The 12,657-nt window shown below is 39.9% G+C and carries 10 protein-coding genes; 5 read left to right on the forward strand and 5 right to left on the reverse strand.

The features are described from left to right. Window positions 1-22 precede the first annotated feature (22 nt). Both CUC15_RS19225 and CUC15_RS19230 read right to left on the reverse strand, forming a co-directional pair. On the reverse strand, window positions 23-1,432 hold the full coding sequence (locus tag CUC15_RS19225) for an amino acid permease (protein ID WP_114918206.1): 1,410 nt from the start codon (window positions 1,430-1,432) through the stop codon (window positions 23-25). A gap of 235 nt (window positions 1,433-1,667) precedes the next feature. After that, entirely contained in the window at window positions 1,668-3,305 is a 1,638-nt protein-coding gene (locus tag CUC15_RS19230) for a PucR family transcriptional regulator (RefSeq protein WP_114918207.1), read from the reverse strand. 149 nt (window positions 3,306-3,454) lie between these two features. Between CUC15_RS19230 and CUC15_RS19235 the strand changes: the two genes are divergently transcribed. Then, window positions 3,455-4,918 carry a CoA-acylating methylmalonate-semialdehyde dehydrogenase gene (locus CUC15_RS19235; RefSeq protein WP_114918208.1) on the forward strand — a complete coding sequence of 488 codons (1,464 nt, stop codon included), beginning with the start codon at window positions 3,455-3,457 and terminating at the stop codon, window positions 4,916-4,918. A 37-nt stretch (window positions 4,919-4,955) separates the two neighbouring features. Continuing rightward, the gene (locus CUC15_RS19240) at window positions 4,956-6,326 is read left to right on the forward strand and encodes an aspartate aminotransferase family protein (RefSeq protein ID WP_114918209.1); all 1,371 of its coding nucleotides are present in this window, start codon (window positions 4,956-4,958) and stop codon (window positions 6,324-6,326) included. 284 nt (window positions 6,327-6,610) lie between these two features. Here CUC15_RS19240 and bla read toward each other — a convergent pair whose 3' ends face one another. Further along, complete coding sequence (gene bla, locus CUC15_RS19245; RefSeq protein ID WP_114918210.1) at window positions 6,611-7,540, reverse strand: class A beta-lactamase; 930 nt, start codon at window positions 7,538-7,540, stop codon at window positions 6,611-6,613. A 465-nt stretch (window positions 7,541-8,005) separates the two neighbouring features. Between bla and CUC15_RS19250 the strand changes: the two genes are divergently transcribed. From CUC15_RS19250 to CUC15_RS19260, 3 genes are all read left to right on the forward strand, one after another. Continuing rightward, entirely contained in the window at window positions 8,006-8,605 is a 600-nt protein-coding gene (locus CUC15_RS19250; RefSeq protein ID WP_114918211.1) for a trimeric intracellular cation channel family protein, read from the forward strand. A gap of 408 nt (window positions 8,606-9,013) precedes the next feature. After that, window positions 9,014-9,703: an ABC transporter ATP-binding protein gene (locus CUC15_RS19255; RefSeq protein WP_114918212.1), complete on the forward strand. Its 690-nt coding sequence runs from the start codon at window positions 9,014-9,016 to the stop codon at window positions 9,701-9,703. Beyond that, window positions 9,681-11,033, forward strand: a complete 1,353-nt coding sequence (locus CUC15_RS19260) for an ABC transporter permease (RefSeq protein WP_114918213.1) — start codon at window positions 9,681-9,683, stop codon at window positions 11,031-11,033. Before CUC15_RS19255 ends, CUC15_RS19260 begins: the two co-directional genes overlap by 23 nt. A 177-nt stretch (window positions 11,034-11,210) precedes the next feature. Here CUC15_RS19260 and CUC15_RS19265 read toward each other — a convergent pair whose 3' ends face one another. Both CUC15_RS19265 and CUC15_RS19270 read right to left on the reverse strand, forming a co-directional pair. After that, window positions 11,211-11,720 (reverse strand): QueT transporter family protein, encoded by a 510-nt coding sequence (locus CUC15_RS19265; RefSeq protein WP_114918214.1) that lies wholly within the window; start codon window positions 11,718-11,720, stop codon window positions 11,211-11,213. Between the two features lie 151 nt (window positions 11,721-11,871). Beyond that, complete coding sequence (locus CUC15_RS19270) at window positions 11,872-12,627, reverse strand: 3-oxoacyl-ACP reductase (RefSeq protein WP_114918215.1); 756 nt, start codon at window positions 12,625-12,627, stop codon at window positions 11,872-11,874. Window positions 12,628-12,657 lie beyond the last annotated feature (30 nt).

Below are 12,657 nucleotides of genomic sequence, written 5' to 3' on the forward strand. Positions count from 1 at the left end.
GCTGGATATATGCTCGGGAAGTTTATCGGGTTGTTCGTGATGAAGATTGAGCTAAGTTTTCCTTCAAATCTGCTACATCTGATTTCTTTTGAACAAATACGAAATAGGATCCAACAGTTAAAATCGCAACTAGCAGAGTTAGTATTGCCTGTATTCTTAAGGATTCAATGAAGAACATGGCGACATAGATTCCCGCGATGAAGAAAATGGTTGCGTACGTAAGGTATGGGAATAGCCACATCTTTATTTGAAGTGCCTCAGGATTTTTAAGCTCTAGCTGTCTTCGCATTCGTAAATGGGAGAAAGCAATTACGAGATAAACTAACAGTGCAACAGCCCCAGATGAATTTACAAGGAATATAAATAGTTTGTCTGGCGATATATAACTGAAGATGACTGCAACGTACGAGAATATTGTACTAAATAAAATTGCACGAACAGGAACACCCTTTTTACTCAGTTTCATAAAAGCCTTAGGTGCTTCACCCTTCTTTGCCATTCCGAACAACATTCGGGAATTAGCATATAAAGCTGAATTTAAACAAGAAAGAACGGCTGTTAAAACAACAAAATTCATTATCTGTGCTGCTGCAGGTATGCCAATATAATCGAGAACCGCAACAAATGGACTTACAAGTATGTTAGCAGAGTTCCATGGTAATAGAGTAACCACAATAGCAATGGAACCAATATAGAAGACTAGAATCCTCCAAACAACACTATTTGTTGCAATTCGAACCGATTTTGCTGGGTGCTCTGATTCTCCCGCAGCGATTGCAACAATTTCAGTACCCATAAATGAAAAGATAACAACGGTTATACCTATTAACACGGAGCCGAATCCAGTTGGCATGAATCCACCATTACCTATTAGGTTGGACGTTCCAGGTGCAGCAATCCCAGGATACCATCCAAAGATTACACAAAGTCCAATAACGAGGAATAACCCAATGCTTACTACCTTAATAAGTGAAAACCAATACTCAAATTCTCCAAAGGATTTAACAGAGAAAAGATTTGTAATTGTTAGCAATACAGTTAATATCAAGGCCATTAGCCAAAGCGGAAAACCTGGAATCCAATATTGCATGATGGCAGCACCGGCAATGGCTTCAATTGCAATAACAACAACCCAGAAAAACCAATATAACCAGCCAATTGTATAACCAGCCCAAGGTCCAATTGCCTCACTTGCATATGTAGAAAAAGAACCACTTGTTGGATTCGCAGCAGCCATTTCACCAAGCATTCTCATAACTAGCACGACAATAAGCCCCGCAAATGCGTAAGAAATAATTGCTCCTGGGCCAGAGGAATTAATAACTGCCCCGCTTCCGATAAATAGACCTGCCCCAATAACCCCTGCAATCGAGATCATACTAATATGACGTATTTTTAAATCTGATTTCAAATGCCCTTGTTGATTACTCATCTAAACTCCTCCTAAAATGTATAGTAATCTTTTTTAAGATAGCGCTTTCAAAACATAATTACGTTTGATGTATTTAAAGTAATCATACATAATTTGACTCACGAATTTTCTAGACAATTTGTAAGGATAATAGAAATAATTTTTTACAAAATGTAAAGTTAGTAATCAAATGATAGAACTCAAAAAAGAGAATCTATTGAGATCAGTATATTTACAATAATAGAGATTTAGGAATTTACCCTTCCATGTTATTTTTGTCATTCAGTAGTTCATATGCTTTGATTGCAACTTCAAGTGCAAGACGATTCGATGGCTCCATAAAATTCTTTCCTAGCAGCATTTCCAATCTATCAATACGATGATACAATGTTTGCCTAACAATGAATAAGCGATCTGAAGCATCTTTTTTCGACCCACCACATTCAAGATAAACAGTAAGTGTTTCGAACAGATTGCTGGCTGTCTTTTGGTCATAGTCGAATACCGGAGATAAGTATTCATTAACATATGCGTCAAGATAATTGTTATCCTTAAGCGCGAGGAGAATCTTATATATTCCTAGGTCCTCGTAAAAATAAGTTTTCGTTATATGAGACTTGTGCAGTTTCAAGGCTTGACTTGCTTCATGATAACCTGCTCTGATGTCCAAAATATCCTCGTATACTATGCTAGCACCGAAAGTGCACCTTCTTCCATCGATAAAACTATTATCATTCATCTTATTAATGTATTGTGTGATTTCTATGAATCGATTCGTATCTTGTTTCAAATCTTCTGTGGCAAGAAAAAATGCAATCACAACGATTTGATTTTTCTTAACTGAAATAGCTGGGAAAAAACCATTCCGTTTGAAAATCGACCTTATAAGTATCGACCTTTGGACCTTTAATTCTTCCCACTCCTCATCAATGAATTCTGATTGAATATAATCTAATTGAATTAGAAAAACTCGGAAATGCATATTTCGACTAGGGGCAGGCAAATAAGTTTGTATGTCATCTTGTTCATATTCCTGTCCATTTAATAATTTTTGTATAAGCTTGCTCTCCATGTTTTGCTTTCGTTCTTCAATTGTTCGGTTTCGCAATAATATTTGTACGATAGCAATGGCTGCGCGATCTAAAACTAGGAATAAGAAGTCTTCATATAAAGGGTGCTCCATTTGTAAACATAAATGGCCCCATGTCTGACCTAGCCCGCGAACAGGCATCATTGCAAATGTATCATCCCCAATAATAAGCGTTTTTGGTTCTAAATTGTCGATTGAGGAGGCTTCAATTCCTTCCCTGATGGACGCTGCCTTGTCCTTACTTTTCGCTGGAAAATAATATAGCTTGCCATCTGTGCCAATGAAAAAGATACTTTGTCGGAACATCTCGTGTAATTCCTGAAGGATTTTTAAAACACCATTGTGTTTAAGTGATAAGGAAATAAACTTTCTTGATAATGCATCCAGTTTCGAAAGCATCTGATGATGTTGATTAATGATAAACGTATGAAGGTCTTGGGTGATATCGACAAATTTAACAATCTCATTAAATACGATGATTGGAAATTGTGATTCATTTGCTAATGCTGCGATATCACTGTGAATCTCTTTGAAGTTAGGTCCTAACTCTATACAAATACCTGCTGCATTTTTTTCTATAAGCCTTTTAATATATCTGTGCTGAGATTTAACATCTGATTGTAAACCAATCCCTGTTGTAAGGATTAACTCCCCCCCATTGATCAATGTGTCAAATTCTTGTGTCTCAAGTACATGAGACCATTTCACTTGCCGATTCAAACCAGTTGAACCTGCAATTATTGTTGCGCACCTAAATGATTCACGTGAGAGAACGTCTTTTACTGTCAGATTTAGATTACTCATTTTGTAACCCCTTCCAAAACGTTAAAAATATAAACCAATCATTTAACTTTATGTAAAGTGTAAATTATCCAAATTATCAGTAGTATATATTTTGAAGTGTAGCGCAAACAGCATAATTTAGCAAGAAATGATGAATAGGAGGAGTTAACATGAGTACTACAATCACAGAAAAAAAAGCGTTAACAAATTTTATTAATGGACAATGGGTAAAATCAACAACAGATAAATATGAGAAAATACCAAACCCGGCTACTGGAGAAATACTCGCAGAGGTTCCAATTTCAACACAAGAGGATTTAGAAAAAGCGGTAGAAGCAGCAAAAAATGCATTTGCAAAGTGGAAGAAAGTTGCAGTTCCACAGCGCTCCCGTATTTTATTTAAATATCAGCAGTTATTAGTTGAAAACTGGGAGGAGCTCGCAAAGCTTATTACGATGGAAAATGGAAAAAGTTATAACGAGGCATATGGAGAAGTACTTCGTGGGATTGAGTGTGTTGAATTTGCAGCAGGAACTCCAACGTTAATGATGGGTCAACAGCTTCCAGATATCGCAACGAATATTGAATCCGGTATGTACCGTTATCCAATCGGGGTAATTGGAGGAATAACACCTTTCAACTTCCCGATGATGGTGCCTTGCTGGATGTTCCCTCTAGCAATTGCAAGTGGAAATACATTCATTCTGAAACCGTCCGAAAGAACACCACTTCTAGCTAATCGTCTGGCCGAGTTGCTAAATGAAGCGGGACTTCCAGATGGTGTTTTCAATATTGTGCACGGTGCACATGATATTGTGAACGGAATTCTCAGCCACCCAGATATTCCAGCAGTTTCATTTGTTGGTTCACAGCCAGTTGCAGAATACGTTTATAAAACAGGAACGTCTTATGGTAAAAGAGTTCAAGCGCTAGCAGGAGCTAAGAACCATACAATTGTTATGCCAGATGCAGATATGGATTTAACCGTCACAAATATTATGAATGCTGCATTCGGATCTGCAGGTGAAAGGTGTATGGCCTGTGCAGTTGTCGTTGCAGTTGGTGAAGTTGCAGATCAATTGGTTGAAAGATTAGTAGATGCGTCCAATCAAATAAAAATCGGCAACGGGTTGGAAGAAGGAATCTTCTTAGGTCCTGTTATCAGAGATTCGCATTTAGATAAAACGCTTGGCTATATCGAATTAGGGATCGAAGAAGGAGCGAAGCTTTTGCGTGATGGACGTCATGATGAATCAACCTCAGATGGTGGTTATTTTGTTGGACCGACCATTTTTGATAATGTAACAACTGACATGAAAATTTGGAAAGAAGAAATCTTTGCGCCGGTTTTATCCGTTGTAAGAGTTGATACATTGGATGAAGCAATTGAACTTGCAAATCAATCGGAATTTGCGAATGGGGCTTGCCTATTTACGGATAGTGCAAAAGCAATCCGTCAATTTAGAGAAGAAATCGACGCTGGTATGTTAGGTGTTAATCTTGGAGTTCCTGCTCCAATGGCATTCTTCCCATTTTCTGGTTACAAGAAGTCCTTCTATGGTGATCTTCATGCCAATGGTCGAGATGGAATTGAATTTTACACTAGAAAGAAAATGTTAACTGCACGTCACTAATTATTGGATTAACTAACAATCGGAGGGAGAAAAAGACATGACAATAGTGGAGAGCAACACAAAGTCACTGGTTGAAAAAGATCGAGAAAACGTTTGGCATCATATATCAGCTTACAATGAGAAAAATCCACCAAAAATCTGGGAAAGCGGTGAAGGAGCTTGGATCACAGACCATGAGGGAAATCGTTACCTTGATGGAATGTCTGGGCTTTGGGCTGTTAATGTTGGTTACGGGCGCGAGGAATTAGCAAGAGCAGCATATGAACAAATGAAGAAGATGCCATATGTTTCGATGACACAAAGTCATGAACCTGCGATTTTGCTTGCTGAGAAATTAAATGAGATGCTTGGTGATGAGTACAAGATCTTTTATTCGAATAGTGGTTCTGATGCAAACGAGGTCGCATTCAAATTGGCGCGTCAATATCATCAGCAAAACGGGGAAGCATCCCGCTATAAATTTATTTCCCGTTATCGTGCCTATCACGGGAATTCAATGGGGGCATTAGCAGCTACAGGTCAAGCACTGCGCAAATACAAGTATGAGCCGCTAGCACCTGGATTTTTACATGTCGCCCCTCCAGATAATTATCGTCGTCCCGAGGGTCAATCTATTGAAGAATATAACATTCTGCGCGCGCAGGAGTTTGAAGAGAAAATCATCTGGGAGCAGAAAGAGACAATTGCAGGAATTATAATGGAGCCAATCATCACGGGTGGCGGCATTCTTGTTCCACATCCAGTTTATCTTGAAAAGGTTCAGGAAATTTGCAATCGACATGGTGTGCTGCTCATTATTGATGAGGTTATTTGTGGATTCGGCCGAACTGGAAAGGCATTTGGCCACCAGCACTTTAATCTGAGACCGGATATTATTACTATGGCAAAAGGATTAACAAGTGCTTACCTTCCACTGTCTGTCACTGCCATTCGTAAAGATATTTATGAAAAATTTGATACAGGCGAAGAAAATAGCCATTTCCGCCATGTCAATACATTCGGCGGGAACCCAGCAGCTTGTGCTGTCGCATTGAAGAATATTGAAATTATGGAGAATGAAAATCTATTTGACCGCTCAGCAGAACTCGGAGAACGGCTGCAAAAAGAGCTGGCAATATTAAAAGATCATCCGTTTGTCGGTGATATTCGGGGACTTGGTTTCTTATTAGGGATTGAAATTGTGGAAGACAAGGAAACGAGACAACCGGCTAAAGATGAGCGTATTGCTAAAATAATTGGTGATTGTAAGGCGAATGGATTAATTGTCGGCAGAAATGGTGATACGGTTGCCGGGTTTAATAATATTATTGCACTAAGCCCGCCATTATCTTGTACGGATGATGATTTAGACTTTATTATTAAGGTTTTGAAAACAGTATTTGCAGAGATTGCACGGACAGAGGGATAGGTACCTCGTCCCTAATCATGCAGTATTTAAGTGTGAAATAAAGAAAATCCGGATTGCTGCACAAAAAAAGATATGTAAACATAGAAATGACCCCATTTAATTTCATAGTTAAATGAGGTCATTTCTTGTTAGTTCGAAAAAGTTTAGGGAAAGAAATCCTAAGCCACCTGCACCACAAACAGCAACTACCAAATTTTTGTAGAATTTTCTGACACTAAAAATTCATAAAATAGACAGAGGAACAGGCAACTTGTCCCTCGTCCATGCAATTTTAAGGACAATTGTTATTTATAATTGACCTTAAGGGCCTTGAGTACTACCTTTGTTGCCTGTTCGACCAGCTTATCATCATATGTAGCATCCTTTGCATCACGTTTAGAAAGTATTGCTAGAACGATAGGATCTCCTTTCGGTGGCCAAATGATAGCAATATCATTTCGCGTACCATATGATCCAGCTCCCGTTTTATCTGCCACTTCCCAACCTTCTGGTACTCCAGCACGAATTAATGTATCTCCAGTAGTATTTCTCTTCATCCAATCGATTAAAAGCTCACGCTTTTCTGTCGGGAGTACATCTCCAAGTGTAAAAGTCTGAAGGCTAGTGGCGAGTGCTCTCGGTGTACTAGTATCATGGGTCTCCCCTGGGTGAACCTCGTTTAACTCGGGTTCCATTCTTACAGGATTGGTAACATCATCACCAATTTCATGCAGTGCTTTTTTAAATCCACTAGGACCACCCAGTTGTTCTAGGATAAGATTTCCCGCAGTATTGTCACTATATCTTAGTGAAGCATCGGAGAGTTCTTTAAGGGTCATTCCCGTATCAACATGCTTTTCCGTAATTGGATTATAATTAACTAGATCATCTTGGGTATAAGTAATCCTTTGATTAAGGTCCTCTACTGAATTCTGCTGTAAAAGTGCCCCTACTGCCAGCGCCTTATGAGTAGATGTATACGCAAATCGCTCATCTGGCCGATAGGTTACTCTTTGGTTGGTACCAGTCTCTAATGCAAAGACACCAAGTGTTGCATCAAACTCATCCTCAAGTTTGGCAAAATCATTGTTAATTGTTTTTGGATTCTTTTGTTTAGGCTCGGCAGACTGAACATTATCCTCTGAACATCCTGCAAGTACCATGCATGAGAGAATCAGCAAGGATGCAATGTTTTTGAATTTTAAGGGACGATAAATTGTGTTCTCTTTTTTCATTCTAATTCAACCTCTTTCTTAGAAAAATTAGTTGCACTTATGTAGTACTTTCTTGACTGCTAAAAAATAACGCATATATGTTAGTTATACACAAATAAAAGACTGCGAGAAAGGTACATCATTCCTAGTGCTGGCAACTTTTTTCGAAAGAAGTCGCCTATGTACATAAGGTGCTTTAAAAAATTAAGTGACACTGCTTAATCATCGTCATCACCTTCGTCGTCATCTTCAACAGCTAAGGCTTTTTAACTTTTTAGCGACCTCTGTTTCATTTCCTGGAGGATTGACGCTTTTGATTTGAATAATTTCTTTTAAAATTGATTTGGCTTGTTCCTGATTCATATGATCACCTCTAATTTCCTCTACCATCTTTTTCCCATGTTAATCGTGTAACCAATGTTTGTATAAATACTGCAGGGGAATTATAAGGAATTATAATAAAACAAAAAAGGATGAAGGACGTTGATGACATGGGAAGTGCTAAATATCATAGGTACCCTTGCCTTTGCTATTAGTGGTGCTATTATTGCGATGGAAGAGGATTATGACATATTAGGTGTCCAAGTGCTAGGATTCACAACTGCATTCGGGGGCAGTACAATTCGTAATTTGTTAATTGGCATACCAATTGAAACCATTTGGACGCAAGGGGATTTATTCATGGCTGTTTTTCTGACAAATATCTTTGTATTTCTAATACCAAAACGGTGGCTGCAATATTGGAGTAAGTGGGGCATTCTTTTTGATGCAATGGGTTTGGCATCATTTGCGATACAAGGAGCTCTTAGTGCTGTTCACACCGGTGCTACGTTAAGCGCGGTGCTTGTTGCAGCGACATTGACTGGCTCAGGCGGAGGAATGATTCGGGATGTTCTTGCAGGGAGAAGACCGATGATTCTCCACGAGGATATTTATGCGATTTGGGCAACACTAGGCGGATTAATCATTGGTCTTGGTTTCATCCAGGGTCCTTGGGCGACAGGTGCTCTATTTATTGCAATTGTTACAATGAGGATGTTATCTGAGCATTTTAAATGGAAATTACCTCGGCGTTCAATCTCTTGATGACATTGCGAAAGTAATATTCCAGTGATAAATTTATTTTTCCTTAAACAAGCAGGTCTTTCTTTGTAAGGATATACCTAGAGCAAGTATTAGTAATCACCATTACCGCTGACAATATTGTATATAATCCCATTAAGTGAAATAAAGAAATCTCACCCTTAATTCAAAAAATTACTTAGCATATATAGATGAGATTCCAGGAAAGCCTATCATTGATTCACAACGAATTTTTGAAAGGCTTTTCTTGACAGCTAAGAAGGTGTTCAATAATTAAAATGGTAGAATCTTAAAGTGTTAAGGGTATTATTACATTGGCCTTTTAGTCCATTTTCCTCTAATAGTTTTTATGTTAAACATAAAGGGTAGATATAAATTGTCAGAATGGCTGTCGAAATTGGAGGATTTAAGATGATGACTTTATCAAATATCAACAAGTCCTATAAGTCTGCTGCTGGTAAGGAATCGGTTCTTGGTGGACTGGATTTTCATATTGGCGAAGGAGAATATGTAGCAATTATGGGTTCTTCCGGTACGGGTAAAAGTACCTTGATGAATATATTGGGTACGTTAGAGCGGCCAGATGATGGAGAGTACATGTTTCGAGGTAAGGCGATACATAAGATGAGTAATCGGAAGCTGACGTTGATGCGCAATAAGGAGATTGGGTTTGTTTTTCAAAATTATCAGTTAATACCTAATCTATCAATCTATCAGAATGTGATGCTGCCGCTGGAGTACCGTCGAAAATGGTTTATGAATAAGCGCGACCGTGTTCGGAAGGCACTCGCGATGGTTGGGCTTGAGGGAAAGCTGAGGCAAAAACCATATCAGCTTTCGGGCGGGCAGAAGCAGCGTGTTGCAATTGCGCGTGCAATTGTAAATGAGCCGTCACTGCTATTAGCAGATGAGCCTACAGGGAGCTTGGATGAGAAAACGACAGAATCGATATTAGAGATATTTGATGATTTGCATCAGCGTGGTGTGACGATTATTATGATAACGCATGACTTGGAAGTGGCGAAAAGAGCGGAGCGGACCGTGTATTTAAAAGGCGGGTTGTTGAAGGAGCATACATATGAAACTAGTCAAAGCCTTTAAAATGGCAACTCTTGGGATATGGAGCAATAAATTCCGAGTAATTTTATCTATCTTCGGTGTGATTATTGGCGTGTTTGCTGTAATTGTGCTTTCCTCGATTGCTCTTGGGGTGAAGGATACGGTAATGAAGCAAATGGGCGGTCTTGGTGCGGAGCAAATCATGGTCATGCCTGGGCGTGTTTTAAAGGATAATGGGGGCGCCCATAATTTTCTGAACGGGGTTTCCAGTGTGCCTAGCACATTGACAAATAAGGATGCCGAGGAAATTGATAAGTTGGAATCCGTTGAATCCGTTACTCCACTGCTTGAAACCGTAGGAAGAGTGCAGTATGAGAATCAGAATAAGGACGCGACCACCGTTGAGGGAATGCTTGTTGGAACAAGTGATTCCTATCAGGAAGTTGTACATACGAGCCTTGAAGATGGGCGATTTTTTACAAATGATGAGGGAGTAAATAAAGATAGAGTTGTTGTGCTGGGGAGTGGGATCCACTCCTCGCTGCTGAATCAGAAACAGAATCAAATGGAAGCTGAGACGAAAAAGCGTGCGGAGCCGGAGGAGAAAAAGTGGTGGCAAAAGCTTTTGGACAAGGTCACGGGTACAACTGTGAATGCTGAAGAGGCACCGGCACTTAAGGAAAGTCTGGTTGGCAAAGAAGTGATCATCCAGGAAGAGGCCTTCACCGTCGTTGGTGTGCTCCAATCGGAAGCAACACTAGGAATGACATCCGATAATAGCATCTTGATGCCAGTACAAACTGCACTCGATGTAACAAGTACAGAAAATTTAACGAGCATCTATGTCAAAGCGGGTTCGATTGCCAACCTCGATCAGGTGGAAAAAGAGGTGCATGGTGCTGTCAGACAGAATCATGAGGAGGCTGATTTCAGCACGGTCAAGCAAACGGAAATGCTTGAAGCAATTGAAACCGTAACAAAAATCCTGCAAGTCATGCTTATCGGCATCACTGCAACTGCACTATTCATCAGTGGCGCTGGCATCATGAACGTGATGGTGATGTCTGTTCGGGAACGAACGCGAGAGATCGGGATACGCAAAGCACTAGGTGCATCCACCACAGAGATTTTATTGCAATTTTTCTTTGAAACAATTTTACTATGCCTTGCAGGAGGCATCATTGGCCTGCTCTTAGGCTACGGATTTGTCGAATGGTGGAACGGAATAATTACGATCTTCCCGCTCGTGCTGCCAATATGGGTCGTTCAGCTCGCACTCGGCTCGTCCATCTTAATCGGCTGTATTTGCGGTGTATATCCAGCAATTAAAGCAGCGAGATTGCAGCCGAGTCGGGCGTTGCGGTTTGAGTAGCTGGTGGGATGTCATGCAGTTGGCATCTTCCTGGCTGCTAAGAGTATAGCTATGAATTAATTATCTAGTAAATGCCTTGATTGAGGCAGATTACTGATTAGAAGTACCTATGATAATAGGGAGGATAAAACAGCATAAATCCTGCTTTTATCCTCCCTATTATTATACTTTCCATATTTATTTTGCCAAATCAATCTTTTTATTCACTATATAAATCATGATACCACCGATAGACATAGATAATAGTTCACCAAGCCCGACCGTTAAATAAGTCATCCAAAATGGCAAACCAAATACAAGATGTAATTGTCCAGCAACAGTAAACATAGACAAAGCAAAAATAATCGCTGTCACAGCCATCTTCAGCTTTAGATTTTTCATGTTTTTTGTTAAAGCTCTTGAAAGAATCAGAACAAGAAGGGTTGCAATCCCACCGACTGGGACATCGAGAAACCACATTGGTGACATGAAGTTGACGATAACTACCCCAAGTGTTACCGCTACGATATAGCGCTTATGGAAGATTGCAAGGTAATTAAACATTTCCGACAGCCTAAGCTGGATCGCTCCAAAGCTAATAACGGATAAGATGAGGGTTACTGCAACATACAGCGCAGCAACGAGACCTACCTTTGTCAGGTCTTGAGCAGAAGTGTGTGACGTTTCCTGATACGTCTGTGTATTCATTTCCATTTCTCCTTTGTAAAATAGCACGTCGCTATTTTAGTAATAACTATGGCCAAAGGATGAGAGCATATTCGCCCTGACTAAGTGCCATAGTGCAAGCATTAAAGCTAACTAGAGTAGTATAACAGAGGGGGTGAAAAATGAATAGGGCTTATTTCATGGTCCACCCTCCATCAATAGGTATAACCGTACCATGGATATAATCCGCTGCTTCGCTTGCAATAAACAGCGTGAGACTTGCAACTTCCGAAGGGCTGGCCCATCTTCCTGCAGGTGTTTCCTCCGCCACCCATTTAGCCATCTTCGCGTCTCCCTCAAAATCCGCCTTATTCATCAGCGTTTCAATTGCCCCGGGAGCTAGTGCGTTCGCACGGATTCCTTCTCGAACATAATCATAATCAAGCTGCTTCGTATAGCCTATAATCGCATGCTTTGAAGCGGTATATGCTGCTCCCCCGCCACCAGCGACAAAACCTGCAATTGAAGCCATGTTCACGATGACGCCCTTTTTCCGATTCAGCATATGGACCAAGACTGCATTCGTTACATGGTATGTCCCTTTTAAATTCGTATCAATTACACGATCCCACAATGCCTCATTTGTTTCCAATGTCTTTGCATAGCCATCGAGTACACCCGCTGTATTAAGAAGGATATCAACTTGCCCATATTGCTCAATGGCTCTGTGAACAGCTGTTTCAACATCACGCTTCTCACGTACACTTCCAAGTGCATAATCAAATTTGTCACCATATGTATTTTTTAACCTGACGAGACCATCTTCCTTTAAATCTATTGCAAACACAGTTGCACCTTGCTTTAAAAAAGCTTCAGCCTGTGCATATCCTATTCCAGAATTTGCGCCTGTTACAAACACAATTTTTTCTTCAAACTCATTAAAATGCATATTTCTCACCTTCAATCAGAAAAGCCCATG

This window comes from Oceanobacillus zhaokaii (genome assembly GCF_003352005.1).
In the GTDB taxonomy this organism is placed as follows: domain Bacteria; phylum Bacillota; class Bacilli; order Bacillales; family Amphibacillaceae; genus Oceanobacillus; species Oceanobacillus zhaokaii.